Genomic DNA, 26,309 nt, shown 5'->3' on the forward strand with positions numbered 1-26,309 from the left:
GTGACACCAAAGCGTGGTGTGCCGTGGGTCTCAGTGGTCATGTCGTCTCCGTGGCGGTCACAGAACTGGCATGAGCGCGGTCGGTGGTGTGGTCCAGGTCGCCGCGGGCAGCGGGCCAACGGTGCCGCGGGATCTGGGGCCGGCGACGGGGTCGGACAACGCGTGGGTCATGAGGGTCGTGGACGACCTGGAGTGGACGGGGCCGGCGGTGCGCAGGCCGGTTCCGGGGGACCGGCGGGTACGGGCGGTGGAGATCACACCCCAGTGCCTGGAGCTTTTCGATGCGGCGCACGTGGCGGCGGAGCCGCAGGCCGAGCGCCTGGTCGCCGGTCTGGAAGCGGGTGAGCGGGAGCAGCTGACGGGGCTGCTGACCCGGTTCGCGCATCGCCCCAAGGACGGCGAGGCGTAAGCACGCCCGCGGGAGGTCGTGTAGAGGGGGACCGGTTCGGGCATGGCCGGACGAGCGTGTCCGGGTCCGCTTCCACGGCGACGAGCTGATCGTGACCGCGATGGTCACGGGCCGCGCGGTCGAGGTCGCCCGGCACCCTCGTTCGACCCCGGGCAGTCCGCGGATCGCCGACGAGCACTACCCCGACGCCCCGCGCGGCGAGCGCACACTTCGGGCGACGAACCCGGCCGAGGCCCAGTTCCTGGCGATCGGGCCTGGAGCGGCGGCCTGGCTGGTCGAGGCCGCGGCGACGGGCGTCCGGCGGATCCGGGCGAAGATGGCCGACGCGGTCGCACTGGCCAAGCTCTACGGGACCGCCGACGTCGACCGGGCTCTTGGCACCGCGGCGACGGTGGGCCGGTTCGCCGAGGGCGACCTGCTGTCGATCCTGGACCATCAGGGTGAGCACGAACGGGCTGAGCCGATCCGCCACGGTGAGACCCACAGCCTGCAGCCGGGCACTTCCGCCTGGTCCGGGTTCACGACGCCGTGAGCCGCGGTGGTCTCAGTCGACGCCGCCGACGGGAGCGTCCTGCCAGCCGGGCAGGGTCAGCTCGTCGTCGCGAAGCGACCACACCGGCCGCTGCTCAGGCGGCGGTCCGGCAACGACCCGCAACTGCTGCGGGCGGTATTCGTCACGCGCGTCCTCCACCCTGAAGCCCGCCGAGGCCAAGACGGCAGCCATCGCCTCCATCATCGCGGCTCCGACCGCGCTGGAATGCCGCAGGACCGGCTCATCGAGTTGCTTGAGCCTGAACGCGCGACGCGCGCAGGCCCGCAGGCGAGGGCTTGCCTGCCAGGCCACGAACACTCCGCCGGCCGCGTCGGCACCGTCGTCGGTATCCACCTCGGCGCCACCGGCCAGGACCGGGTCCAGCCCCGGCATGACCACGGGCAGGCCAGCGGCCGCCAGCTCGTTGCGGACCTTCCATGCGAGCGCCTCCAGGGCCGCGGACTCTTCAGCACCCACTCGTTCGAACATCCGCTCAATCTAGCCAACCGAACAGAAGGAGCCCTGGACGGCTGACACCGCACCCGCACCCGCCCGGCCCCGGCTGGCCGCCCCTGCTTCCGCCGTCGCGGCCACGACCGGCGCCGCGTTCGATGAGGCGATCGCCCTGACGCGGCGCCTGAAGCTGCCTCACATCCGCCGCGCGATGGGCGAGGTCATTCCGACCGCGAAGGCCCAGCGATGGGAACCGGCCGAGGTCGTCCGCGCGCTCCTGGCCGAGGAGTCCGCAGGCCGGGACGCGGCCAACCTCCGAACCCGCCGCACCCGGGCGGCCTTCCCTACCGGCAAGACGTGCCACATCTGGAATCAGGAAGCCTCCTCGATCCCCATTCCGACGCAGTCCGCCCTGCGGACGCTGGAGTGGGTCGGCCGCCGCGAGAACCTGTGCGTGGTCGGCCCGTCGGGCACCGGGAAGTCGCACTTCTGCGAGGCGCTCGGGCAAGCAGCAGTCGATGCCGGGACGACGGTCGCCTGGTTCACCATCGAGGACCTCGGCGCGTTGGTGCGACGACACCGCGTCGACGACTCCGTCTCGAAGGCCATCGGGCGGATCACCCGAACCGATCTGATCATCGTTGACGACATCGGGCTCCTGCCCGTCTCGCCTGACGCGGCCGAAGGCTTTTACCAGCGACAGCCACCGCCTCGCCGAGACCACCACCGGCCGAGGCGTCGTCCCACTCGGCTGACCCCACAGCTGGGGAGATCAACTGTCCACCGGGGACATTCGCCGTCCGCCAGTGGGGAGATCAACAGTCCGCCCCCGGGGAACTCCTACTGTCCCTTGACACTCTTTCCCGCCCCCCGCTTTCGGCGAGCGCGATCCGCAGAGACGCGTACCGGGTCAGCAGTCTTCTGACGGCCTTCGGATCCGGAACAACGAGCACAGTCAGGCCCTCCCTCTCGACGTTCGAGTCGCACCCGCACCTCATGTCGACAACACGCTGGGCGACAGCAGCGTTGAGTTGCCTTCGTGGGCCCCACCGCTGCCTTGAGTGAAGACCGGACGCCCCCAACGTGTGTGACGCGTCACGAGCATGCGGTCTGCCCGGTCCTTCGTTCGTGCCGCCCCCGAGATGCATGGCCGTGCGGGACAGCTGATGTCACACGATGCGTGCATGCCCGGTCAAAGGACTGAGCCGAGGAATTGAGGAGGTGTGGCATGTGCGAGGACTCGGACGTGGACTGTCGGGTTCCTTTGCCGGGTGAAGGGCTGCATGGCGGCACCCTCCGTGTCCGCGGCCGCGTGTCGCGCTGAGCCTTGTCAGGGGGAGAAGTCGTATGGACCATGCTGACGCGGTGCCGGTCGCGGAGTTGCTCGATGAGCGTCGGCACCTGCTGGAAGTCACCTACTGGATGCTGGGCGACTCCTACGAGGCGGAGACTGTGGTCGCTGAGACCTACCGTCGGTGGTACGGGCTGTCCGACGCGAAGCGTGGGCAGATCACAGCTCCCCGCTACTGGCTCGCGAAGACCGCAGGCGCGATCTGTCTGGGCCTGCTGGCCCGCCCCCGTCGTGGCGCGACCGGTCAGAGGGACCACACGAAGGATCACCACACGAATGCGGCCCTGGCGGAGGAGGTCAGCAGGGTCCTGCTGAACGCGCTGGACTCGCTGTCGCCGGCCGAGCGGGCGGCGTTCGTGCTCAATGACGTCTTCGGGATGGCGTCCGACACGGTGGCCGACATCGTGGGACGCTCGGAGTCCGAGTGCGCCGAGCTCGCCGACCGTGCCCGCCACAGTCTGCGTAGGCAGCGCTCACGCTCCACCCCGCCGGATGAGCACGACCTCCTCGCCCGCACCGTCCGCCAGGCCTGCGTGAACGAGGATGCCGAACTGCTTGAGTCGCTGCTGTGTCCGGACGCCACGGCGTTCTTCGACGGCGGCGGCAAGGTCCGCGCACTGAGCAGGCCGGTACACGGCAGCCGTCAGGTCGCCCACAGCCTGCTGACACTCCTGGCCCGCCACCCCCGCACCACCCTGGCCCCCCACTCTGTCAACGGCCGTACCGGCCTCATCGCCCGTTACGGCCACCAGGTAGCCGCCGTCATCAGCCTCGACATCGCTGAACACCAAGTCGCACAGGTCTGGGTCGTCCTCAATCCCGACAAGCTGCGTTCCTGGAACCAGCCCCCCACCCCCGGCGACCCCGGCCCGTCACAGCAGGGTGATGGCCGGCCCTAGCCGTCCACGAACGTGACCGTCTCCCCAAGCGGCGCCCGGCCGATACGGGGTTGGTTTGCCATGACGTCCTCGTGGCCGAATCTGTCCGCGCCTTGGCAGCACCGGGCGCGGCAAGCTCGCCGCCGCACTTGCCGCGCTCCAGGATGACCAGTCCACATCCGACGTCTGACGGTTCGGCACCCGGGGGGCTCAGCCCGCGGCCGCCAGGTGAGTTGTCCGGCCGCGCAGTGCCGCCGAGAAGCGGTCCGTGACCTCGGCCAGCGCCTCCGCCGACGCGGGGGCCACGGTCAGCCGTCCGTCGGCGTCCGTCGTGATGTCCTTGTCGAGCGTGAACCAGCCGGGCACGATGTGCGCGGCGCCCATGGAGCTGAGCACCGGGCGCAGGGCGTAGTCGATGGCCAGGACATGTGCCGTGCTGCCGCCGGTCGCCAGCGGCAGCACGGTCTTGCCGGCCAGCGCGTACTGCGGGAGCAGGTCGAGCAGCGACTTCAGCAGGCCGGAGTAGGCCGCCTTGTAGATCGGCGTGCCGATCACCACGCCCTCGGCCCGTTCGAACAACGCGGCGGCCTCGACGACGGCCGGATGCGCGAAGTCCGCGCCCAGCAGGGCTTGTGCGGGCAGGGTCCGCACGTCGAGGGCGATCACCTCGTGGCCCTGGGCGGCCAGACGGTGGTCCAGGTGGCGCAGCAGACGCGCGGTGCGCGAGGTGGCGGACGGGCTTCCGGAGACGGACAGGACAGTGGCCATGGTGAGCCTTCCAGAGTCGGGACGGGGAGTCGGTCAGGAGGCGGAGCCGGCCGGGGTGCTCACCACGCGCTCGACTCGACCGTGACCACCGGGACCAGGTCGTTGCGCAGGGTCTCCAGGAACGTGACGACCTCGGCCGCCACCGAGCGGTGCTGGAGGTCGTTCAGGACGTCGTGGTGGGCGCCGCGGACGACCGCGAGACGGGCCCGGGGCCAGGACTTCGCCGCGCGGTCCAGCGCGTCCCGGTCCGCGAGCGGATCGGCGTCACCGGTCAGCAGGAGGGCGGGCACGGCGAGTTCGCTCTCGTGGGCGGCCGTGAGCAGCACCGTGTCCACCGCGTCCGTGAGCGTTCCCCGGCGGAACCGGGTGTCGTCGGTGAGCCTGGCGCGGTGGGTCGGGCAGGAGGTGCGCACGTCGAGTTCGTCCTCCCAGGTGCCGCCGGCGGTGGCGGAGGTCCGTCCGGGGAGGCCCGCGAGGACGACGGCGTCCGGCCGCGGCGCCCCCTCGGTCTCCGGCCGGGTCAGCAGCGCGGCGATCGCGAGGGCGCCGGCGTCCGCCCCGGCCAGCACGAGCGGTCGTACGACGTCATCGGTACCGTCGGGCGTGGTGCCCGCGACGGCCGCGGCGAGGGTGGTGCCGAAGCGGGCCAGGGCGCCGGGGAGGTCGGCGGTGTCGAGGGCCGGGGGATCGACCACCCGGACCCGGTAGGCGTCGGCCGCGAGACGTCTGCCGAACCGCTCGTAGGTCGCCCGGCTCTCTCCCCGGCCCGGTACCACCACGACCGTGCCGCGGACGAGCAGGCCTTCGGGGCCGTGGTGGTCGGTGTACTCGGTCGTGGTCATGTCCTCACTCCTGTGGTCGGCCGTCGGCTTTCGGCTCCCGGCCGTTGATGGTCTGTGGTCGGTGGATGCCGTCAGTCGCTCGCGAGCGCCCGCTCGCGGGCGTGGCGGTTGACGGGGACGGGCAGGCCGAGGTTGCCGCGCAGGGTGTCGGCGGCGTACTCGGTACGGAACAGCCCACGCTTCTGCAGCAGCGGGACCACGCCGTCGACGAAGAGTTCGAGGTCGTCCTCGGTGCGGAAGGCGAGGTTGATGCCGTCGAAGGTGCCCGCGGCGAACCACCGCTCGATCGCGTCCGCGACGGTCTCCGGCGCCCCGACGAACGGCGAGCGGCGGAACTCGTTGGCCGACTCGGCGACCTGGCGGAGCGTCAGTTTCTCCGTGCGGGCCCGCTCGATGATCCGCGCCGCGCTGGTGCGGCCGCCCTTCTCGGCGAGGTGGGCGATGTCCGGGAACGGCGCGTCGAGATCATGGGCGCCGAAGTCGTAGGCACCGAACGACCGGCCCAGCAGCGCCAGGTTGCGCACCAGGTCGTTGTCCTCCTCGAAGATCTCCCGCTCCCGGCGCAGCGCCGCCTCGTCGGTGGCGGCGACGACCGGGCCGCCGTGGATGAAGATCTTGATGTGCTCGGGGTCGCGACCGTAGGCGGCGGTCCGGCGCTTGATGTCGGCGTAGTAGTCCTGGGCCTGCTCCAGCGAGCCGCCCGGGGCGTAGATGCCCTCGGCGACGCGGGCGGCGAGGTCGCGGCCCTCCTCGGAGACACCGGCCTGGAAGATCACCGGCTGGCCCTGGGGCGAGCGGGACAGGTTGAGCGGGCCGGCGACCTTGAAGTGCTCGCCCGCGTGGTTGAGTTCGTGCAGCTTGCCCGGGTCGAGGAACAGGTCGCGCGCGACGTCGGCCGGGAAGGCGTCGTCCTCGTAGGAGTCCCACAGGCCGCGCGCCACCTCGACGAACTCCAGCGCCCGGCCGTAGCGGGTGGCGTAGTCGAGGTGTTCGTCGAGGCCGTAGTTCTTCGAGGTGCCGGTGTCGAAACTGGTGACGACGTTCCAGCCGGCCCGCCCGCCGCTGATGTGGTCGAGCGAGGCGAAGCGGCGGGCCAGGTTGAAGGGCGAGTTGTACGTCGAACTGGCCGTGCCCACCAGACCGATGTGCCGGGTGTGGGTCGCCACCGCCGACAACAGGGTCAGCGGCTCCAGGCGGTTGAGGTAGTGCGCCGGGTAGGTGGCGTTGATGAACTGGCTGTCCACGATGAACAGGGCGTCGAACAGGGCGTGTTCGGCCGCCTGGGCCAGCCGGATGTAGTAGTTGATGTCGACGCTGGCGTCCTTGGCGATCCGGGGGTCCTTCCACAGACCGTGCTGGCCGGGGCCGCCGACGCCGTAGGGGTGCAGCGCGAGGTGGATCTTGCGGGACATGGCAGGTCCTTTCGGTGGTACTCGGGAAGCCGATGGGTCGCGTCAGGCGTGCAACAGCGCGCGCAGCGCCTCGCGTTCGGCGCGGCCGGCACCGGCCGTACCCCGAAGCGTGGGCGCCGAGCCGACGAGCAGCCGGGTGTAGGGGTGCCGGGGGCGGGCGACGACGTCACGGGCCGTACCGGTCTCCACCAGCTCGCCCCGGTACAGCACCGCGATGCGGTCGGCGACGCCGGCCACGGAGCCGAGGTCGTGGGAGATGAAGATCTGGGCCACGCCCGTGTCCCGGAGCTCCTTGAGGATCTCCAGGACCTGGACCCGGTTGGCGGAGTCCAGGGCACTGACCGGCTCGTCCAGGATGATCAGCCGCGGTTCGGTGATCAGCGCACGGGCCACCGCGACGCGCTGCCGCTGGCCGCCGGACAGCTCGCCGGGCAGCCGGTCCAGGAGTTCCGCCGCCAGCCGCACCCGGTCCAGCAGGGCACGGGCCCGCCCGACGGCCTCCGGGCGCGGGACACCGCGGATGAGCAGCGGCTCGGTGAGCGAGTCCGCGACGGTGAGGTCGGGGTCGAGGCTGCGCAGCGGGTCCTGGAAGACGTACTGCACGACACCCCGGCGCCGCAGCTCGCGCCACTTCCGGCGGCCGTACCCGGTGACCTCCTCGCCCGCGACCGTGAGCGAGCCGCCCGCCGGGCGCACCAGGCCGAGAACGGCGCGGGCGAGGGTGGACTTGCCGGATCCGGTCTCCCCGATGAGGCCGACGGTCTCGCCCGGGGCGACGGTCAGCGACACGCCGTGCAGGGCGCGGCGGCGCCGGCGGCGCGGGCCGTAGTCGACGTCCAGCCCGGTGACGGCGAGGACCGGGCTCACGGTGCCGGCGTCGGCGCGCACCTGGCTCGCGGGTCCGGGTTCGGCGATGCTGCTCACGTCTCGTCCTCCTCTGCGGCGAGGAACTTCTCCAGGCCGTACTGCTCGTGCTCGGCGATGAGCAGCCGGGTGTACTCGTGCCGGGGCTCGTGGAGAACCCTGCGGGTGGGGCCCTGTTCGACCACCTCGCCCTGGCGCATGACCAGCACCTCGTCGCACCACTGGGCGACCAGGGCGAGGTCGTGGGAGACCAGCACCAGGGCGAGCCCGGTGCGTTCGCGCAGATCGGCGAGGAGGTCGAGAATCTCAGCCTGAACGGTGACGTCGAGGGCGGTGGTGGCCTCGTCGGCGATGAGGATCAGCGGGTCGGCGGCGACCGCGGTGGCGATCAGGACGCGCTGGAGCATGCCGCCGGAGAGTTCGTGCGAGTACTGGTCGTAGACCAGCTCGGGGTCGCGCAGCCGGACCGCCCGGAGCAGTTCCAGCGCCCGCCGGCGGGCATCACGGCGCTTCAGGCCGAGCTTCACCCTGACCACCTCGGCGATCTGTGCGCCGACCCGGACGGAGGGGTTCAGATAGGACGCCGGGTCCTGGAACACCGCGCTGACGGTGGCGCCCCGCAACTCGGTCCACCGGCGCGCGGTCAGGGTCGCTATGTCGGTGCCGGCGATCTCGACCGTGCCCTCGGTGACCTCGAAGTGAGGGGGCAGGATGCCGAGCGCGGCCCGGCAGGTGAGGGTCTTGCCGCTGCCGGACTCGCCGACGATGCCGACCGTCCGGCCGGGGGCGAGGTCGAAGCTCACCCCGTGCACGAGCTCGCGGTCCCCCGCGTGGTCGGTGATCCGCACCCCGCGCAGCGAGAGCACGGGGGCGGCCGGCGTCTCGGTGGTACGGGTCCCGGCCGGGACGAGGTCGCCGGACAGGGTCGTCATCACGCACCTCCGGAGGTGACGGGGCCGGCCGAGCCGGGTCGATCGGCACGGGCCTTGCGGTCGTCGGTCCTGTCGCCCCCGGTGCTGCGGCCGCCGGCCCGGTTGGCCCGTGCCCTGCGGTCGTTGACGAGGGCGCGCCCGGCCTCCCCGGAGACGTCCCGGACGGCGTCGGCGAGCAGGTTGCAGGCCCAGACCGTGACCGTGATGAGCAGTGCGGGCGTGAGCGGGGCCCACGGGCGCTGGCTCAGGTAGCCGAGGTCGGAGGCGAGCAGCCCGCCCCAGGTGGGCGCGGGCGGCTGCACGCCGATGCCGAGGAACGTCAGGCTGGAGACGATGACGAAGCCGACGCCGACCGTCTGGGCCAGGGCGACCGCGATCGGCGGCAGCACCTTGGCCCACACGTGCCGGCGCACGATCCAGCTGGTCGACGCCCCGGAGATCACCGCCGCCTCCACGTACGGCGAACGGGTCACCGAGAGGGTCGCCGCCCGCGCCACCCGGTAGAACAGCGGCGACACCAGCACCCCGGTGACGAGCATCGCCTGGGTGATGCCGTTGCCGAGCAGCGCGACCACGGCGACGGCGAACAACAGGAACGGCAGCGCCACCAGGGTGTCCGCCAGGCGCAGGGTGATCCACTCGAAGACCCGCCCGAGCTGCACGGACAGGATGCCGGGGACGACACCCACGACCAGCGCGGTGACGGCGACTTCGAGGGAGCCGAGCACGCTGATCCGGGATCCGGCCAGGAGCCTGCTGAGCACGTCCCGGCCGAGGTAGTCGGTGCCCAGCCAGTGCGACCCGGAGACGGCGGCGAGCGTGTCGTCGCTGGTGCCCAGCGGGTTCTGCGGAGCCAGCAGCGGACCCAGCAGGGCGAGCAGGGCGACCAGGACGAGGACGGCGACGGCGATCCTGCCGGAGGTGAGGGAGAGAACGCGGCGGACCATGCTCACACCCCCCGCCGGGCGGCCGGGGTCACCCGGGCCAGCACCAGGTTGACGATCAGGTTGAAGGTGACGACCAGGACGATCGACACCACGAGGACGCCCTGCACGGCGGGCACGTCACCGGCCTGTGCGGAGTCGTTGGCGAACCGGCCGAAGCCCTGCAGACCGAAGATCCACTCGGTGACCACGGAGGCACCGACCAGTGCGGGGAACTTCAGCCCGAGGGTGGCCAGGGCCGGTCCGAGGCCGTTGCGGAGCACATGCCCGAAGAAGATCCGGCGCGGGCTCAGCCCGCGTACGACCGCCCCGGTCACGTAGTTCTCGCCGTACGCCGCGACCAGGCTGGTGCGCAGCTGGCGGGCGACGTCGGCGACCACGTCGAAGCTCAGTGCGACGGCGGGCAGGGTGATGTGGGCGAGCCACGGGCCGACGCCCTCGGCGGCCGGGATGTAGCCGGCGGACGGGAACAGGTGCAGTCCCACCGCGAAGACCGCGACCAGCACGATGCCCACGACGAACGCGGGCATCACCGAGATCACCGTGACGAGGCCGGTGATCGCGCGGTCGATCCAGGTGGTGCGGCGCAGCGCGGCGACCGTGCCCAGGACGAAGCCCACGACCACGCCGATGACGAGGGCGAAGACCGCCACGGACAGGCTGACGCCGAGCCCGAGCCCGATGAGGGTGGAGATGTCGGCGCCGTTGACCCAGCTGGTGCCGAGCTGTCCGTGCAGGACGCCGGTGAGCCAGTCCCCGTACTGCACCAGGAAGGGCCGGTTCAGTCCCCACTGGGCCTCGATACGGGCGATCGCCTCGGGAGTCGCGTCCTCGCCCAGCTGGATGCGCGCCGGGCTCAGCCCGCTCAGCGACCGTAGCGCGAAGGTCACGAAGGTCGCGACCAGGAAGACGGGCACGAAGATCGCGACGGACCGGGCGAGGGTGGCCAGGATCCTGGCCGACGCGCGCCGGATCCTGACCGTGGCACCCCGGCGACGCGGTACCGGTACGGCGGGTGCGCTCGGCACGGCCGGTGCGGCCGGTGTGTCGGTCGTCGTCATGGTGTTGCCCCCTCTCTTCTCTGTGTTTCTCGGTGTCTCTTTCCGGTGGCGGGCGGTCAGTTCGAGCCGGAGATGGTCACTCCGGTCCAGTCGACGTGGGCCGGGTTCTTCGGCAGGTCGGAGATCGCCTTGCTCTTGGCGAAGAGGTTCGGCGAGGAGTAGGTGAAGACCAGCGCCTTGCTCTTCAGTCCGGCCCTGGTCGCCGCCTGGAGCGCCTGGGTGTAGTCGGCCGCGTCCAGCGGGGTCTGGCGCACCTTGGCGACGGCGGCCTCGAACCCGGCCGGTTCGTACGGCGAGCTGAGGTTCAGCGGGCCGTTCGGGCCGAAGTGCGCGGTCAGGGTCTGCAGCGCGGAGTCCCGGCCGGTGGTGCCGTACACGGAGAAGGTCAGGTCCTTGGCGAAGAAAGGGGTGGCCCAGTTCTTGTCGATCTTGATGGTGACGGTGATGCCGACCTTCGCCAGCTGCGACTGCACGATCTCGGCCTGCGGGTCCTCCGCCGGGATGACCAGGTTCAGCTTGATGTCACCGGCCTTGTAACCCGCCTCGGCCAGCAGCTTCTTCGCCTTCGCCGGGTCGTACGGGTAGGCGTCCGCCGACTTCGGGTCGTAGGCGATGTACCCCTTGGGGAAGGGCTGGTCGGTGGCCTCGCCGTAGCCGAAGGTCAGCTTGTCCACGAACTCCTGGCGGTTGACGGCGTAGCGGACCGCGTCGACGACCTTGTCGTTGTCGAACGGCGCCTTGTTGATGTTCAGGCTGATGTTGGAGGCGTTGAACCCGGGCTGTACGAAGACGTCGAGGCCGGCCTTCTTCGCGGCGCCCGCCTGACTGGGCGCGATGTCCGCGAAGTTGTAGACGCCGGTCTGGAGTCCGGAGACGACGGTCGACGCGTCGGGCGCTGAGGTCAGCTCGACATGGTCGATGTGGATGTTCTTCGCGTCCCAGTAGTCCGGGTTCTTCTTCAGGACCACCTTCGTGCCGGGCACCAGCTGGGTCACGATGAACGGGCCCGCGCCGACCGGGTTCTGGTCCAGCTTGGTCGGGGAAGCGGCGGCCTTCGGGCTGGCGATCTGCAGCACGCGCTCGCCCAGCAGCTGCGGGATCTGGTAGTCGACCTGGGTGAGGTGGACGACCGCGTCCAGCCCCTCCGCGTCCACCGACTTGATGGAGGTCAGGTCGCCGAACAGGGCCGAGTTCTTCTGCTTCTTGGCACGCTCGACGGCGTCCTTCACGGCGGTCGCGTCCACTGGTGTGCCGTCGCTGAACTTCAGCCCGGGGCGCAGGTGGAAGGTGATCTGGTCGCCCTTGCTGTTGTAGTCCCAGCTCTTGGCGAGGTCGGGGACGGCGTTGCCCTTCTCGTCCGTGCGGGTCAACGACGCGTAGACAAGGGAGAGTTCACGGAACTGGGCGCCGCTGCCGGAGACCACCGGGTCCCAGTGCGCGGGGAAGTAGGAGGAGGCCCACTTCAGGGTGGCGTTGCCGCCGGACGCGGCGGACGACCCGCCCGCGCAGGCGCCGAGCGAGGGGACGAGTACGGCGGCGAGGACGGTACCGAGGGCCGTGGCGCGCAGTCGGCCGGCGGGTCGGGGGGTGCGACGGGCGGCCGGTCTGGGGCGTGCGGGGGTGAGGCGTGTGGACATGGCTGTCTCTCTGCTACGGCCCCGGTCCGCATCGCGAAGGCAACCGGGGGAGAGGGAAAGGGCGTCGGGCGGCGCTCCGGGGCCGCGCCGCAACGGGCCTGTCACGACAGGGACATACGGGTCTGTCGGGGCCCAGGGGTGTGCGGCGGCGGGCGGGGCGCAGAAAACGTCGCGGCGCTAGGAGGGGGGCGCGCAGAGCGGTCGGGTCCGGCGGAACGGGGAAGGGCCGGTACCGGTGGCTGCGGTCAGGCGCCTGCGGGGCGAGGGCGGCAGGCGGTCAGCGACAGAGAGCGCTGCAGGTGCGCCGCAGATCCACATAGCGGCACACCACACCGGGGTGGGTCGTGTGCATGCCCAACATCGTGGGGGTCGCAGGGTGCGGCTGTCTATGGACACCAATTGGTGTCTCATTCGGCGGGACGGAGCTCCATCGCCGGTCAGGGCGTCGGCCGGGTGGCGGGGTGGGTGCCGGCCTCCCCCGGGTCCAGCCACAGCGGCCCGCCCGCGGTCTCCACCCGGACGGCGTCCGGCGGCGGCCACGCGCCCCGCGTCAGCAGCGCGCGCTCCGGCTCGGTCAGGCTGCGGTGCCGGGCCAGTGCCGCCGCCCCGGGCAGCGCCCGAGGGGCCGTCGGCAGCCCCGGGCAGAGGGCGCCGACGGCGGCGGCGTACACCTCGTACGGCCGCCACCCGGGCACCACGCGACGGCCTCCGGGCCCGTGCACGACGAGCGTCGGCAGCGCGTACCGGTGCCTGCCGTCGGGCGTCTCCTTGGCGGTTCCGGGGTGCGGTGAACCGCCCGGTGCGGACAGCCCGTCCGGCGGCACGTCGGACAGTACTTCGGGCACCGGCCGCCGCGCCTCCGCGTGATCCGCGCGTACCCCGTCGAGGACGGCCGCGGAGGCGGCGTCGGCCGTCAGCCGCCGTGCGTCGAGCCCGGGTACGCCGGCGGCCGCGTCCAGCGCCGCCCCGAGGGTGTCCGCCGGCTCACCGAGAACGAAGACGGTCTCCCGCAGCCGTCGCAGCACCCGGTCGGCCACCTCGGGCCCCTGGAGTTCGGCCGCCTTCGCGACCAGCGAGGAGGGCCAGGAACTCGCGGCCACCCGGCTCAGTCGCAGCGCCCGAGGGGCCCGGGTGTGACCGGCGATGCCCTCGACGTAGCGGGCGTACCAGGCGGTCTCGGCCGCCGGGTCGGGGGCCGGGTCCTCGTCGTGGTCGAAGAGGATGCAGTACACCCGGCGCCAGCGGACCCGGCCGGCCAGCGCCGTGCGCAGCCCGCGGAAGACGGGCTCCGAACCCCACGCCCAGGGACACAACGGGTCGGTGTACTCGACGACTTCGACCGGCGGCACGGCCCGACCGCCCGTCACGCGGCGCCCTGGGCGGCCGGCTGCCCGGCCGGCTCCGACAGCAGCAGCCCGGCGATGGTGACCCCGGCCAGCACGGCGGTGGCCTCCTCCTCGATCCGCCGCCACACATCCGGCAGACCGACGGCGGGCCCGGGATAGTCAAGCCCGGCCAGCGGCTCGCCGCGCAGGGTGATCACCTCGCCGTCCACGGCCCGTGCGACGTCCAGCAGACTGATCTCGGCGGCGGGCCGGCCCAGCCAGTACCCGCCCTCGCAGCCGCGCTGGCTGCGGACCAGACCGGCCCGGCGCAACTCGCCGACCACGGACTTGAGGAACCGGAACGGAATGTCCTGCGAGGACGCGACCGCCTCACAGGTCAGCGGGCGGTCCGGCTGTCGGGCGAGCTCCAGCAGAGCGCGGGCGGCGTAGTCCGCCTTGGCGGATATGTACATGCCCCCATCATGCCGGACCCCTGGTGTCCGACGGAGGTTCTCGTCGCGCCCGGTTCGTACGTTGCGGCAACATTGCCGCAGGTGAACCGCAAAGGACACCTCTTGACATCCTTTCCGGGGCGGTCCTAGCGTCGCCGCCATGAGCGAGTCGCTGACGACCCCCGGTGAAGGCTTCCACCCTCATCTCCACGACACCCAGGACCGCCCGGCGACGCCCCTGCGCACCCGGCTGCACCACATCCGCGCCGACGCCCTGGACGGCGACACCGCACAGTCCGGCGGCATGCGGCGGTTCGCCGCCGTCAGCGGACGGACCGTCGGCTCCGAGAAGCTCTGGATGGGCCAGACCCATGTCGCTCCCGCGACCGCCAGCTCCGACCACCACCACGGCGAGTCCGAGACCGCGATCTACGTGGTGAGCGGGCACCCCGAGTTCGTCTTCCTGGACGACACGGGCGAACAGCCGGAGGAGGTACGGCTGCGTACCTCGCCCGGCGACTACATCTTCGTGCCCCCGTTCGTGCCGCACCGCGAGGAGAACCCGGACCCCGCCGAGGAGGCCGTGGTCGTCATCGCCCGCAGCACCCAGGAGGCCATCGTGGTCAACCTGCCCGGCCTGTACGCACTTCCGGCCGACGAGGCGTGACGGGCCGGGCCCGAACCGCTCCGGCCCGGACACGGCCGGGCCCGCTCACGGCAGTTCGAACCGGTGCCGCGGGGACGACCAGCCGGCGGCCGCCGCCACCGCGCGGTCGACGTCCTCGGCGAGCAGGAGCCTGCGCGCCACCAGGTCCTCGGCGGCGGCCCTGATCGCGGCGGCGTACCCGGCCGCGTCCCGGTGACGTTTCTGGACGCTCGGGCGTGGATCGCCGGTGACCAGACGCTCGTCCTCCGTCTCGGCGAAGGGGAACGTGGAGCCGCTGAACTCGTGCAGCGCGCCGTGGCCCTGACCGGGAGCGCGGGTGTTCCAGCCGGTGTAGGTGGCGAGCGGGACGGCCACCATGGGCGCGCGGACCCCCGCCGTCTCGTTGCCGTCGGAGTCGACTCCCGGGACCAGGACCGCGTAGCGGCGGGAGCGGTCGGCGGCCGGCGGCACGGTCGAACGGTCCACCGCGTACAGCTCGTTGGGGCCCTGCGGGCGCAACGCGCCCGGTACGGCCGGGAACCGGCGTGACCACTCGGCCGCCGTCACCAGCGTGCCGTCGGCGACGGTCGGCACCGCGCTCGGCGGCGGTTCCACGCCCTCGCTCACCCAGGCGTCCAGCGCCTCCAGAACGGCACGGAAGAGGGCGGAGGTGGCGACCACGTTCTCCGGGTGGTTGCAGATCCCCTTCGCGGGCGCGCCCGCCGCCGGATCGGCCACGTGCTGGCTGGAGGACCACAGATATCCCCGTACGTTCGGCGGGAAGCCCAGGTCCCGGCCGTCCGTCGTGGTGTGCACCAGCGAGCCCCGGCGCTGCCAGTACTCGGTCGAGGTCTGGGTGTGCAGCACCTTGGGATCGCTCGCCCGCTTCATGATCGCGTCCCGTGCACCGGTGAGATGGTCCGTCGTCTCGGCGTAGGCGAACGGGAAGGCGTCGGCCGCACTGAGATGGTCCTCGTGCTGCTGCCCGCCCGGGACGGTGAGGTTGGTGAAGCGCTCGACGCCCAGCCGGCCGGCGCCGGAGACGTGCGGGAGCAGCCCGTCGAACACGCGGCGGCCTTCGAGATCCTCGTTGAAGCCGTGGTGGATGAAGTCGCGGATGGCCCGGCCCGTCTGCGAACGCCCCCAGCCGTAGGCGTACTCGACGGGACCGGCCGGCCGGGCGGGATCGTGGCGCAGATGGCTCACGAGATCCCGGACCGCCACCAGGCCCAGTCCCAGGACGAGCGGGTCCTCGGCCTCGTAGGTGAGTTCGTAGATCCAGCCCGGCCGGAATCCGCCGTCGAGGTGGAGGTCGTGGCGGCTCGGGACGAGGGCGGTGGACCGTCCCTTCAGGTCGCTGCCGCCGCCCTGCATCCGGGCGAACCGCCAGGTTCCCGAGGGGAGTTCCTCCGGTGTGCTGTGCGCGTAGCGCCGCCGGGTGAGCCGCGCGGTGTGCACGCCTCGCTCGCTCACCGGAGAGGACCTGGTGCTCGACCAGCGGGCGAGCGGAAGCGATCCGGTGGGTTCCTCCACGATGAACTCGGCCGTGGTCAGGCCGCGTACGGGCTTGCCGTGGTGCCTCGCCACCGGCAGGTCCAGCAGCAGCCGTCCGTCGCCCGGCAGCAGGTCGCCCTGCCAGGCGCCGAAGACGACCGTGTACCCGCGGCGCAGCAGATAGCCGTTCCCGGCGTCGGCGAGCGTGCGCGGCCGGTTGGTGTGCGGGGCGTCGCAGAAGTACTGCACGGCCCGCTTGTTGCCGCGGTTGCCCCAGTCGAAGAACAGGCGACGGCGCCCGCCGTCGACCGGCCGCAGGATCTCCACGTCACCACTGAAGCGGACCAAGCCGGTGTCGTCACGCGGCGCGAGAGCCAGGTCGGGCACGCAGCGGTGGGCAGGAGCCTCCGGGTCGACGGCGTAGTGCGCGGTCGCGGTGACCACCTCGTACGCCCCGGTGCCGGCGAAGCGGTGCCCGTCGGCGAACGGTTCGCGGGCGTGCACCTCCAGTCGCACGCCCGCCTCCCGACCGGCACTCAACGGGCCGCCCCCTGAACCGCCGGAGCGACCGGCAGCCAGCCCAGCTCGGGCGCGACGAGGTGCCGTATGTCGTGCAGGATCTGCTCGTACTCCTCCCGGTGGAACTCGTACGGCAACTCCAGGCGCAGCTCCGACACTTCGGCGAGCACCGGGTCGGCGGTCAGCCGCTCCAGGATCTGCTCGGCGGTCCCCACCACGTCCGGGGCGAACAGGATGCGCTTCGGGCCCTGCGGTGCGAGGGTGCGCTCGTGGCGGCTCGCCGCATAGGCCCGGTAGCGGGCCCGGGTGGCCGCGTCGGCGCTGTCCAGGGGCACGATCACCCGGCCCAGGGCCACGCGTGTCGTACGGCCCTCGGGCAGCCTGCGCCGGTACGCGGACAGGAGGTTGAGCTGGGCCGTGGTGAAGTCGTCGGTGTCCTCACCGGTGACGATGTTGCCGGAGAGCAGACCGAGGCCCTGCCCGGCGGCCCAGCGGACCGAGCGCAGGCTGCCGCCGCCGTACCAGATGCGGCGTGCAAGGCCGGGGTTGTGCGGTTGCAGCCGGGGGCGCTGGACGTTGCCCGGCGAGTGGATGACCGTGTCCGGGCCGCCGAGGTAGTCGCCGGACAGGTTCGCCACGACCCGGGCGATCCTGCCGTACGACAGGTCGAAGCCGCGCCAGTCGCCGTCGTACACCAGGTCGCCGAGCAGGTCGGCGTGCGGCATGCCGGTGCTGAAACCGATCTGGAGCCGGCCCCGGGACAGCACGTCGGCCAGCGCCAGGTCCTCGGCGAGCCGGAACGGGCTCTCGTAACCGATCGGGATGACCGCGGTACCGAGCTCGATCCGGTCGGTCCGCTGCCCGGCCGCCGCGAGGAACACGGCCGCCGAGCCGACGCCGTGTTCGAGGTGGCGCTGCCGGATCCAGGCGCCGTCGTAGCCGAGCCGCTCGCCGTACTCGAACAGCTGGAGGGTCTCCTCCAGGCCTGGGTAGGGGTCGTCGTCCGCGAAGTTGCCGGGCGTCAGGAAGGCCAGTGAGGTGATGTGCGGAGTGCTCATGTGTCGCCGGTCCTCAGCTCGTGGTGGTCTCGGCGGCGGGGGCGGGGACGCGCCCGCCCGGGATCGCCGCCAGCAGCTCGCGGGTGTACTCGTGGCGGGGCTCGGAGAACAGATCCTCCGGCGGGCCCGTCTCGACGACCCGTCCGGCCCGCATGACGGCGACCTGGTGCGCGATCTGCCGCACGACGGCCAGGTCGTGCGAGATGAACAGGTACGCCACGCCGGTGTCCGCCTGCAACTCGGCCAGCAGGTCCAGCACTTGGGCCTGCACGGACACGTCGAGCGCGGAGACGGGTTCGTCGCACACCACCAGGTCGGGGGAGAGGGCGAGAGCACGGGCGATGGCCACCCGCTGGCGCTGTCCGCCGGACAGTTCCGCCGGGCGGCGTTCCAGGGTCGCGGCGGGCAGCGCGACCCGGTCGAGCAGTTCGCGGGCGCGGTCCAGCCGGGAGGCACGGTCGCCGACCTTGAACGCCCGCAGCGGCTCGGTGATCACCTCGCCGATGGAGAAGCGCGGGTCCAGCGAGGCGTACGGATTCTGGTAGACGAGCTGGGCACGCCGGCGCAGCTCCCTGACCTCGGCACCCCTGGCGGTGGTGACGTCGGTGCCGTCGAACAGCACCTGTCCGGAGGTCGCCTCGGCCAGGCGCAGCACCAGGCGGGCGGTGGTGGATTTGCCCGAGCCCGACTCGCCGACCAGGGCGAGGGTCTGCCCGCGCCGCAGGGTGAGGCTGACATCATCGACCGCGCGCAGGGTCCGGGCCTCGCCGCCGGCCCGCGGCAGCCTGAACTCCTTGACCAGGTTGCGTGCCTCGACCAGGGGAGGCGCCGTGCCGGCCGGGGCGGTGGAGACCGGGGTGCGGGGGCGGGCCGTGGTCAGGCTCGGGGCACTGGCCAACAGCCGCCGCGTGTAATCGTGTTGGGGGTCGGCCAGGACGACACGGGTCTCGCCCGCCTCGACCACCTTGCCCTGTGACATGACCACCAGGCGCTGGGCCCGGTCGGCGGCCACCCCGAGGTCGTGGGTGACCAGCAGGATCGCGGTGCCCGACTCCTCGGTGAGGCGCTGGAGATGGTCGAGGATGACCCGCTGCACGGTGACGTCCAGCGCGCTGGTCGGCTCGTCGGCGATGATCAGCCGGGGCTTCGCCGCGATCGCGATCGCGATCAGGGCGCGTTGCCGCATGCCGCCGGACAGCTCGTGCGGGTACTGCCGGGCCCGGACGGCCGCGTCGGGCAGCCCGGCCTGGTCAAGGACGGCGACCGCCTGGGCCGCCGCCCCACGCCGGGTCGCCAGGCCGTGGATACGCAGCACCTCGGCGACCTGCTCGCCGATCCGTTTCACCGGGTTGAGCGACACCGTCGGATCCTGCGGGACCAGCGCGATCTGCTTGCCGCGCACGGTACGCAGCTCCGCCTCGGAGAGGGCGGCCAGGTCGTGCCGGCCGAAGCGGACCGTGCCCGCGTCGATGGTGCCGTTCGCCGCCAGCAGTCGGGTGACCGCGTGCGCGGTGGTGCTCTTGCCGGAGCCGGACTCGCCGACCACGGCGGTCACCTGCCCGGGCCATACGTCCAGGTCCACGCCCCGTACGGCCGACACCGTGTCGCCCCGGGTGCGGTACGACACGGACAGGCCGCGGATCTCCAGGAGTGGTGTGGTCACGTTCTCACCGTTCTCGCGTGCGCCACGGTTCTCATGCGCGTCGTGGGTCATCGCTGCCGTGCCCATTCGCCGTCCAGCGCCCGCGCGACGCGGTTCGCGGCCAGCACGGTCGCGGCGATCGCCAGACCGGGCAGCGCGGTCAGCCACCAGGCGTTGGCCAGGTAGTTGCGGCCGTCGGAGATCAACGTCCCCCACTCCGGGGCGGGCGGCGGCGCGCCGTAGCCGAGGAAGCTCAGCGCCGACACGGCCAGGATCGAGGAGCCGAAGTCCAGCGTGGCGAGGACGATCACCGGCCCCGTGGCGTTGGGCAGGACGTGCCGGCCGAGCACCGAGTACCAGCGGGCGCCGCAGGACCGGGACGCCTCGACGAACACCGCCTGCCGCACCCGCAGCACCTCGGCCCGGGCCACCCGGGCGAAGGAGGCGACGCTGGCGATGCCGACCGCGACGGCCACCTTCACCGTCCCGTACCCGAGGGCGGTGACCAGGGCCAGCGACAGGAACAGCGCCGGGATGGAGAGGAGGACGTCCACGAAGCGCATCAGCACGTCGTCCACCCAGCGGCCCACGAACCCGGCGACCACGCCGAGCAGCCCGCCGACCACGAACGCGACCAGGACCGCGATCAGCGTGGCCTTGAGGGAGAGCTGCGCACCGTGGACCACACGGGAGAAGACGTCGCGGCCGAGTTCGTCGGTGCCGAACCAGTGGCTGCCGCTCGGACCGCGGAAGTTCTGGGACGGCACCCCCTTCAGCGGGTCCTGCGAGGTGAACAGGTCCGGCCAGAAGGCGGCCAGCACCACCAGCACGAGGACGACAACGGACAACAGCAGACCGGGGCGGCGCAGCAGGAAGCGGAGCACCCGGCGGATGCCGGCGGGCCGGCCGCGCTCCGCGGGGGATCCGTTCTCGACCGGCCGGGCCAAGCCGAGGGCGGCCTCGGCCTGGTCGTCGACAAGGCTCTGACTCATGCGAAGCTCGCCCTTCTGTCCGAGGCCACCACGATCCGCGGGTCCAGCAGCGGATAGACGAGGTCCACGAGCAGGTTCGCCGCCACGAAGATCAGCGCGCCGAACACCACCACCCCTTGGACCAGCGGGATGTCCTGGGTGGTGACCGCCTCCGCGGTCACCCGACCCAGACCGTCGCGGGAGAACACCGTCTCGACCACCACCGAACCGGCCATCAGCTGCCCGACCAGCAGGCCGACGACCGTCAGCGCGGGCAGCGACGCATTGCGCAGCGCGTGCCGCAGATGCACCCGCCACCGGCCGGCCCCCTTGGCCCGCGCGGTCTCGACATAGGCCTGGTCCAGCGCGGTCAGCAGGCTCTTCGCCAGCACCTGGGCGACCTGCGCGCCGGTCGGGACCGCCAGCGTGAGTGCAGGCAGCACCAACCCCTTCAGCCCGTCGTTGCCGAACGCCGGGAACCAGTGCAGCTTGAACGAGAACGCCTCGACCAGCAACAGCCCCACCCAGAACGTCGGGACCGACACCCCCAGCGGGGGCAGCGACAGCAGCAGCTGCCGCAGCCACCGCCGCGAGGTGTACGTCGCCACCACCGCGAGGCCGCCGCCGAGGACCACCGCCAGCAGCAGCGCGGCCCCGGTCAGCTGGAGCGTCTGCGGCAGCGCGTCGGCCAGGGTGGAGGTCACCGGGCGGCCGGTGGAGACCGCGTTGCCGAAGTCCCCGCGCACCGCCCGGCCCAGATACTCGGCGTACTGCACCAGCACCGGCTTGTCGAAGCCGTACTCGTGCCGCAGCTTGGCGAGTTGGGCGGGATCCGTCTGACCCGAGTCCATCCCGGCACCTGCCATCGCGGAGACCGGGTCACCGGGCAGGAAGTCCAGTACCAGGAACGACACCGTGTAGGCCGCCCACAGCACTCCGACCGCCTGCGCCAGCCGTTTGATCAGATAGCGGCGCATGCGCTAGCCGATCCAGGTGTCGTGCAGTTGGACGCGGCTGCCGGAGTCGAATGTCAGGTCGTGCACCTTGTTCGAGACGCCCAGCTGGGTCTGGAGCTCCACCACCGGGACGTCGTACGCGTTCCGCACGATCACCTGCTGTGCCTCGCCGACCAGTTGCTTGCGCTTCGCGGTGTCCGTGGCCGCGGCCTGCGCGGACAGCGCCGTGTCCAGCGAACTGGCGGGGAAGTGGTAGAAGTTGGCCAGCTGAGTGGAGAAGGAGCTGCGCAGGATGTCCGGGTCGGCGCGGGTCGCGTTCCCCCACACCACGTCGAAGTCACCGGACTGGAGCGTCGTGGCGAACTGGGTGACCGGCAGTTGCTTGAGCACCACGTCGATCCCGACGGCCTTGAGCTGCTGCTGGACCAGCTCCAGCGCGGGCTGGTTGGTGGCCGCGTTGGGGAACCAGCTGATGGTCAGGGTCAGCTTCTTGCCGTCCTTGGTGCGGATGCCGTCGCTGCCCGCCTTCCAACCGGCCTGATCCAGAAGGGACTTGGCCTTGGCCGTGTCGAGGGCGAGGTCCGAGGAGAGATCGGTGTAGTCGGGTGTGGTGTGCGCCAGGATGCTGGTCGCCGGCTGGGTGCCGGTCGGGAAGACGGTGTCGGCGATCTGCTTCCGGTCGATGGCGGCCGAGATCGCCTGACGGACCTTCGTGTCCTTCAGCAGGGGCCGCGCGTTGTTGAGCCCCAGACCGAAGGCCACACCGGGGTTGGCCCGGCTCTGGAGGGTGACCTGGCCGCCCTTGAGGGCCGCCTCGTTGGCCTTGCCGACGCTGCTGATCGCGTCCACCTGCCCGGACTGGAGACTGCCGGCCCGCACCCCCGCCTCGGGCACGACCTTGAACACCAGCTTGTCCAGGTAGGCCTCGCCCTTCTTCGACCACAGCGAGGAGCCCCAGTCGTACCCGGTGCGCTTGGCCAGGGTGACCGACTGGTTCTGCACGTACTGCTTGAGTACGAACGGCCCGGACCCGACCACCCCGTCGCTGCACTTCTGCTGCGGGCTCTTCTTGACGCTCGCCGAGGACTCGATCCCCAGCGAGTGGGTCGAAGTCGCCTGGAGGAACTGGGCGTTGGGCTGCTTGAAGGTCACCTTGACGGTGAGCGGGTCGACCACGGTGGTGCTCTTGACGCCGCTCAGGTAGCCCTCGGCGAGGGTGCCCAGGGTGCCGAGCTGCGGCACCGCGTCGAAGTTGTCCTTGACCACCTGCGCGGTCAGCTTCGAGCCGTCGCTGAAGGTGACCCCGGACCGCAGGTGGAACGTGAACGTCGTCGCGTCGGAGCTGATGTCCCAGCTCTTGGCGAGCCACGGCACGATCTTGCCGGTCTTCGGGTCCTGGTCGGTCAGGGAGTCCACGGTCTGGCGCACCGAGTAGATGGTGTCGTTGCTGGCGACCTGCTGCGGATCCACGCAGCCGGCGTCGGATCCCACCGCGAAGGTCAGGGTGCCGCCGGACTTCGCCTGGCCGCTTCCGCCGCCGGAGCCGTCGTCGCCCGAACCGCACGCGGTCAGCAGGACGCTGGTGGTCAGGAGCGCGGCCAGGGGCGCCCATCGGGAGGGTCTGAAATCCGGAAGTGCAGTCACGGAGGGCTATCTCCTACTCGTGTCACCGAGGCACGACCGCGCACGGATGCGCGGAGGCATGACGGTGTGTGCGGCCCGGGCGGATCGACTCCGGCCGGGGATGCGCTGTGCAGACAGGGGGTTGTCATGCGGACGACGCCGGGAACCGGCGGCGAGGGGGAAGAACGGCGCGAAGGGGCCGGGGCCGGTGACGGGATGTCAGCCGGCGGCAGCCGGGCCGGTCAGGCCCGACAGAGGCAGCTGGTCGAGCGCTTCAAGTCGATGTGGCGCCGGCGCGAGAGCCGGGAGTACGCCGTGGCGTCGGTGGGGGAGGCAGCAGAGTCATCGCTGTGCCGCATGTCGAACCTCCCCGTCTCCGGCCCCGGTCACGGGCCACGCGCTTGCGGGAGTCATCGGTGACCCCGCCGGGCTTTCACCTGGAGCACCCCGCCGCGCGGGAGGGTTGCCGGTCAGCGAGCCAGGGCTTGACGCTGACACTCAATGCCGTTGGTGATGCTACGGATCGATTTTGTCGTACGTCAATGCCGCAACGTGACGCTCTGTTCGGGAGAACGGGGTCGTCTCACGTGCCGGGACGGATGGTGGACGCACCTTGTTCCGTGTGCTTTGATCCGGCCATGGAGACCGCAGGTCAGGCACGCACCGTGCTGCTCGACCCGTTCTGGGCGGGCCGCCGCGCCGACCAGTTCGACCAGACCTGTCGCTGACCACTCGCTCCCCATTCCCCTGCGCGTTCGCCTCCGCCGCGCCGCGTCCTCACCTGGATCCGGACCGGCGTCGCAGGCATCCCGCGACGCGTCCGCGTCCAGCCCCCGCCCGCTCGGAAAGAGCCGCATGGTCGTCAACAGCACTGCCCCGAAGGGGGTGTTCGCCGCGCTACGGGTCCGTGACTACCGGATCTACTGGAGCACCGGCCTGGTGTCCAACATCGGCAGCGCCATGCAGGGTGTCGCGCTGGACTGGTTCGTCCTGACGCTCACCCACAGCGGGACCGCGCTCGGCTGGGTCGCCGGACTCCAGTTCGCCCCCGTGCTGCTGTTCGGCCTGTGGGGCGGGGTCGTCGCCGACCGGTACGACCGCCGGACCCTGCTGCTGTGGACGCAGACGCTGTACGCGGTCCAGGCACTGCTCCTGACGGTCATCGTGTTCTCCGGCCATGCCGCGCTGTGGCTGCTGTACGTCCTGTCCTTCGCGCTCGGCTGCGTGTTCACGGTGGAGAACCCGGCGCGGCTGTCCTTCGTCACCGAACTGGTCGGCCGGGCCCTGATCCCGAAGGCGGCGGGCCTGAACATCCTGTCCCTGAACGCCGCCCGCCTGATCGGCCCGGCGATCGCCGGTGTGCTGATCGGGGCGATCGGCACCGGGTGGGTCTTCGCCCTCAACGCCGTGTCCTTCACCGTCGTCCTCGCCGGTCTGCTGTCGATCCGGCCGCGGGTGCGGAAGACGCGTCCCGTCTCCCGGCCACCGTGGACAGGGGCGGGTGCGGAGGGGCTGCGCTATGTGGCGGCCCGGCCCGAACTCGTCGGCGTGTTCACCATCTTCGGCCTGGCCGCCACCTTCGCGGTCAACTTCCCCACCACGCTGACCCTGTTCGCCGGGCGCGTCTTCGACGTCGGCTCCCGGGGACTCGGCCTCATGAACACCGCACTGGCCGTCGGCACCGTCGCAGGGACGGTCGCCGCCACGCGCGGTGTCTCGCCCCGGGTGCGGACGGTCGTCGTCGGCGCGCTGCTGTTCGGCGGTTTCGAGGCACTGGCCGCGGTCATGCCCACGTACCCGGCCTTCCTTGCCCTGCTGCTGCCCGCCGGCCTCACGTTGATGACGTTGAACACGGCGGTGAGCGCCTTCGTCCAGTCGGAGGTGAGCGACGCCATGCGCGGCCGGGTGATGGCGGTCTACACGGTGATCTCCATGGGCGGGAGTCCGGTCGGCGCCCCCGTCATCGGCTGGATCTCCCAGCAGGCGGGGGTGCGCTGGGGGCTGGGCGTGGGTGCGGCCACCGCCGTGCTGGCCGCGCTCGGCGTGGGGCTGTGGCTGTGGCTGTCGGGAACGGTACGCCCGGTGCCTGCCTCGGCCACGCAGCCCGTCCCGGCCGCGCCGCACGTCCCCCGATCCGCGTCGGCGTCTGCGGCGGCGTCGACCTGCCGCTCGCCGTCCCCGGTCACCCGCCTTCTCGCGAACCGTCCACCGGAGGAGCGCCCCATGACTGACCGTCACACCGGCCGGTCAGACCCCACGTCGTCGACAAGCTCGTCCCGGAACTGCGAAGCCGCGGGATCCACCGTGCCGAGTACCAGGGTACGACCCACGTGACCCGTGCCGTCAGCCGCTCTCGGCCGGTGCCGGTGTGGCGCGCAGCCGGAAGCCGACGCCTCGCTCCGTCGTCAGCAGAGCAGCGGCACGCGGGCCCAGCTTGCGGCGGATGCGGTGGATGTGCAGGTCGACGGAGCGGCTCCGGCTGCCCGCCCATTCCCCCAGGCCCGAGCGCAGGTCCTCCCGGGTGATGACCCTGCCGTTGCCGCGCAGCAGGGCGGTCAGCAGCCGGAACTCCAACGGGGTCAGCGCGACGGGAGCGCCGTCCACCAGCATGCGCTGCCCGCCCGGGTCGAGGCTGATCGGGGACGGGGCGGCGGCCACGTAGGAGCCGGGCAGCGTGCCGCCGGGCACCACCGGCAGGCCCGCGGCGCGCCAGGCCTCGTAGCCGCCGACGATGTCGGTGGCGCGCACCAGCCCGAGATCGTGCAGCCCCGCGGCGGCCATGCTCGACATGTAGCCCTGCGAGCACATGATGATCGCGCGCAGGGAGTGGTCGGCGGCCTCCTCGATACGCCAGGCACTGCACGGGTCCAGCCGCCACTCCAGCACGTTCCGGTCCATGACGAGAGAACTGGGGATCTCGCCCTCGGCGCGCCGCACCATGTCCGCGCGGACGTCCACCAGCAGCGCGCCGTCGGCGAGTTCGCGGGCCGCGTCCAATGGCGTCAGCCGCCGCAGCCGGGCCCGGGCGCGGACCAGCAACTCGTCGATCGACGAGTGAGCGGTGTCAGGCGAGCGGTCCGACATCCCTTCGGATCGCCTGTGCGCCGGTGACTGCATGGCGAGCAACTCCCGTGTCGTGCCTCGGAGACGGCCGGTGGTCGTCGGAACCGTGACGGCGACAGCCGGCGGCAGGGCGCGAAAGCACGCGGTGGGAGTCGGTCATGCCGGAAGTCTACGGGCGGAGTTTTGCGGCGGAGTTTCTCGATTCTGAAACAGATCCCGCATTGTCTGCCGCCGAACTGCGCTGTTATCAATGAGTCGTGACCGCGAACACGCTGCTGACCCGGAGGATCCACGTGGATCTGCTGCGCGTCGGCACGTGCGTCTGTCCGCAGCGCTGAGGCACCCGGCCGAGCGCACCGCGCCGGCCTTCTGACGGCCCTCGGCTGCACGCTTCTTCACCTTCCACCTCTCTTCACCCTTCACCCTGCTGCCAGCACCGCACACGCCCGCGTACAGCTCCCCCAGGTTGTGCCGTGC

General features: G+C 71.8%; 25 protein-coding genes, 1 pseudogene and 1 riboswitch. Of the genes and pseudogenes, 7 read left to right on the top strand and 19 right to left on the bottom strand.

Translation table 11 applies throughout. From position 1 onward, the window contains the following. The first annotated feature begins 70 nt into the window (after window positions 1–70). Window positions 71–409 (top strand): MarR family winged helix-turn-helix transcriptional regulator, encoded by a 339-nt coding sequence (locus ABT137_RS03965; protein WP_351701956.1) that lies wholly within the window; start codon window positions 71–73, stop codon window positions 407–409. Window positions 410–458: 49 nt separating this feature from the next. Next, window positions 459–941: pseudogene (locus tag ABT137_RS03970) on the top strand (IS21 family transposase); the annotation flags it as partial. Between the two features lie 12 nt (window positions 942–953). Here the strand turns inward: ABT137_RS03970 and ABT137_RS03975 are convergent. Next, a complete protein-coding gene (locus tag ABT137_RS03975; protein ID WP_351701959.1) occupies window positions 954–1,430 on the bottom strand; it encodes a hypothetical protein in 477 nt (158 codons plus the stop codon). Between the two features lie 73 nt (window positions 1,431–1,503). On the opposite strand from ABT137_RS03975, the gene ABT137_RS03980 reads away from it, so the two are divergent. Both ABT137_RS03980 and ABT137_RS03985 read left to right on the top strand, forming a co-directional pair. Then, on the top strand, window positions 1,504–2,319 hold the full coding sequence (locus ABT137_RS03980) for an ATP-binding protein (protein WP_351702366.1): 816 nt from the start codon (window positions 1,504–1,506) through the stop codon (window positions 2,317–2,319). 422 nt (window positions 2,320–2,741) lie between these two features. After that, window positions 2,742–3,644, top strand: a complete 903-nt coding sequence (locus ABT137_RS03985; RefSeq protein ID WP_351701962.1) for a sigma factor-like helix-turn-helix DNA-binding protein — start codon at window positions 2,742–2,744, stop codon at window positions 3,642–3,644. 189 nt (window positions 3,645–3,833) lie between these two features. Here the strand turns inward: ABT137_RS03985 and ssuE are convergent, their stop codons facing one another. The 10 genes from ssuE to ABT137_RS04035 form a co-directional block, all read right to left on the bottom strand. Continuing rightward, window positions 3,834–4,391, bottom strand: a complete 558-nt coding sequence (gene ssuE, locus ABT137_RS03990; protein WP_351701965.1) for an NADPH-dependent FMN reductase — start codon at window positions 4,389–4,391, stop codon at window positions 3,834–3,836. A gap of 59 nt (window positions 4,392–4,450) precedes the next feature. Next, complete coding sequence (locus ABT137_RS03995; protein ID WP_351701968.1) at window positions 4,451–5,233, bottom strand: alpha/beta hydrolase; 783 nt, start codon at window positions 5,231–5,233, stop codon at window positions 4,451–4,453. Between the two features lie 71 nt (window positions 5,234–5,304). Beyond that, on the bottom strand, window positions 5,305–6,645 hold the full coding sequence (locus ABT137_RS04000; RefSeq protein WP_351701971.1) for an LLM class flavin-dependent oxidoreductase: 1,341 nt from the start codon (window positions 6,643–6,645) through the stop codon (window positions 5,305–5,307). Between the two features lie 42 nt (window positions 6,646–6,687). After that, window positions 6,688–7,560, bottom strand: a complete 873-nt coding sequence (locus tag ABT137_RS04005) for an ABC transporter ATP-binding protein (RefSeq protein ID WP_351702369.1) — start codon at window positions 7,558–7,560, stop codon at window positions 6,688–6,690. A 5-nt stretch (window positions 7,561–7,565) separates the two neighbouring features. Further along, entirely contained in the window at window positions 7,566–8,441 is an 876-nt protein-coding gene (locus tag ABT137_RS04010; RefSeq protein ID WP_351701974.1) for an ABC transporter ATP-binding protein, read from the bottom strand. Next, complete coding sequence (locus ABT137_RS04015; RefSeq protein ID WP_351701977.1) at window positions 8,441–9,388, bottom strand: ABC transporter permease; 948 nt, start codon at window positions 9,386–9,388, stop codon at window positions 8,441–8,443. The genes ABT137_RS04010 and ABT137_RS04015 overlap by 1 nt, the downstream gene beginning before the upstream one ends. Window positions 9,389–9,390: 2 nt before the next feature. Continuing rightward, a complete protein-coding gene (locus ABT137_RS04020) occupies window positions 9,391–10,446 on the bottom strand; it encodes an ABC transporter permease (RefSeq protein ID WP_351701980.1) in 1,056 nt (351 codons plus the stop codon). 56 nt (window positions 10,447–10,502) lie between these two features. Then, the gene (locus ABT137_RS04025) at window positions 10,503–12,083 is read right to left on the bottom strand and encodes an ABC transporter substrate-binding protein (protein ID WP_351701982.1); all 1,581 of its coding nucleotides are present in this window, start codon (window positions 12,081–12,083) and stop codon (window positions 10,503–10,505) included. A 437-nt stretch (window positions 12,084–12,520) separates the two neighbouring features. Beyond that, the gene (locus ABT137_RS04030) at window positions 12,521–13,450 is read right to left on the bottom strand and encodes a DsbA family oxidoreductase (RefSeq protein ID WP_351701985.1); all 930 of its coding nucleotides are present in this window, start codon (window positions 13,448–13,450) and stop codon (window positions 12,521–12,523) included. Next, a complete protein-coding gene (locus ABT137_RS04035; protein WP_351701988.1) occupies window positions 13,447–13,881 on the bottom strand; it encodes an RrF2 family transcriptional regulator in 435 nt (144 codons plus the stop codon). Before ABT137_RS04035 ends, ABT137_RS04030 begins: the two co-directional genes overlap by 4 nt. A 139-nt stretch (window positions 13,882–14,020) precedes the next feature. Here ABT137_RS04035 and ABT137_RS04040 point away from each other — a divergent pair, with 139 nt between their 5' ends. Then, entirely contained in the window at window positions 14,021–14,527 is a 507-nt protein-coding gene (locus ABT137_RS04040; protein ID WP_351701991.1) for a cupin domain-containing protein, read from the top strand. 45 nt (window positions 14,528–14,572) lie between these two features. Here ABT137_RS04040 and ABT137_RS04045 read toward each other — a convergent pair whose 3' ends face one another. The 7 genes from ABT137_RS04045 to ABT137_RS04075 form a co-directional block, all read right to left on the bottom strand. Continuing rightward, window positions 14,573–16,516 carry an alpha/beta hydrolase domain-containing protein gene (locus ABT137_RS04045; RefSeq protein WP_351701994.1) on the bottom strand — a complete coding sequence of 648 codons (1,944 nt, stop codon included), beginning with the start codon at window positions 16,514–16,516 and terminating at the stop codon, window positions 14,573–14,575. A 20-nt stretch (window positions 16,517–16,536) separates the two neighbouring features. After that, entirely contained in the window at window positions 16,537–17,577 is a 1,041-nt protein-coding gene (locus ABT137_RS04050) for an LLM class flavin-dependent oxidoreductase (protein ID WP_351701997.1), read from the bottom strand. Between the two features lie 13 nt (window positions 17,578–17,590). Continuing rightward, the gene (locus ABT137_RS04055; protein WP_351702372.1) at window positions 17,591–19,291 is read right to left on the bottom strand and encodes a dipeptide ABC transporter ATP-binding protein; all 1,701 of its coding nucleotides are present in this window, start codon (window positions 19,289–19,291) and stop codon (window positions 17,591–17,593) included. After that, window positions 19,288–20,211: an ABC transporter permease gene (locus tag ABT137_RS04060; RefSeq protein ID WP_351702000.1), complete on the bottom strand. Its 924-nt coding sequence runs from the start codon at window positions 20,209–20,211 to the stop codon at window positions 19,288–19,290. The genes ABT137_RS04055 and ABT137_RS04060 overlap by 4 nt, the downstream gene beginning before the upstream one ends. After that, window positions 20,208–21,167 (bottom strand): ABC transporter permease, encoded by a 960-nt coding sequence (locus ABT137_RS04065; RefSeq protein ID WP_351702003.1) that lies wholly within the window; start codon window positions 21,165–21,167, stop codon window positions 20,208–20,210. Before ABT137_RS04065 ends, ABT137_RS04060 begins: the two co-directional genes overlap by 4 nt. Window positions 21,168–21,170: 3 nt before the next feature. Next, window positions 21,171–22,790, bottom strand: a complete 1,620-nt coding sequence (locus tag ABT137_RS04070; protein ID WP_351702006.1) for an ABC transporter substrate-binding protein — start codon at window positions 22,788–22,790, stop codon at window positions 21,171–21,173. A 221-nt stretch (window positions 22,791–23,011) separates the two neighbouring features. Continuing rightward, on the bottom strand, window positions 23,012–23,128 hold the full coding sequence (locus ABT137_RS04075) for a putative leader peptide (RefSeq protein ID WP_351702009.1): 117 nt from the start codon (window positions 23,126–23,128) through the stop codon (window positions 23,012–23,014). Between the two features lie 33 nt (window positions 23,129–23,161). After that, window positions 23,162–23,275: riboswitch (SAM riboswitch) on the bottom strand. Between the two features lie 349 nt (window positions 23,276–23,624). Here ABT137_RS04075 and ABT137_RS04080 point away from each other — a divergent pair. Continuing rightward, window positions 23,625–25,103 (top strand): MFS transporter, encoded by a 1,479-nt coding sequence (locus ABT137_RS04080; protein ID WP_351702012.1) that lies wholly within the window; start codon window positions 23,625–23,627, stop codon window positions 25,101–25,103. A gap of 9 nt (window positions 25,104–25,112) precedes the next feature. Here ABT137_RS04080 and ABT137_RS04085 read toward each other — a convergent pair whose 3' ends face one another. Next, entirely contained in the window at window positions 25,113–25,853 is a 741-nt protein-coding gene (locus tag ABT137_RS04085; protein WP_351702015.1) for a winged helix-turn-helix domain-containing protein, read from the bottom strand. Between the two features lie 236 nt (window positions 25,854–26,089). Between ABT137_RS04085 and ABT137_RS04090 the strand changes: the two genes are divergently transcribed. Then, entirely contained in the window at window positions 26,090–26,170 is an 81-nt protein-coding gene (locus tag ABT137_RS04090; protein WP_351702375.1) for a putative leader peptide, read from the top strand. The last annotated feature ends 139 nt before the right edge of the window (window positions 26,171–26,309 follow it).

It is taken from the genome of Streptomyces sp. NPDC001980 (assembly GCF_040296885.1).
In the GTDB taxonomy this organism is placed as follows: domain Bacteria; phylum Actinomycetota; class Actinomycetes; order Streptomycetales; family Streptomycetaceae; genus Streptomyces.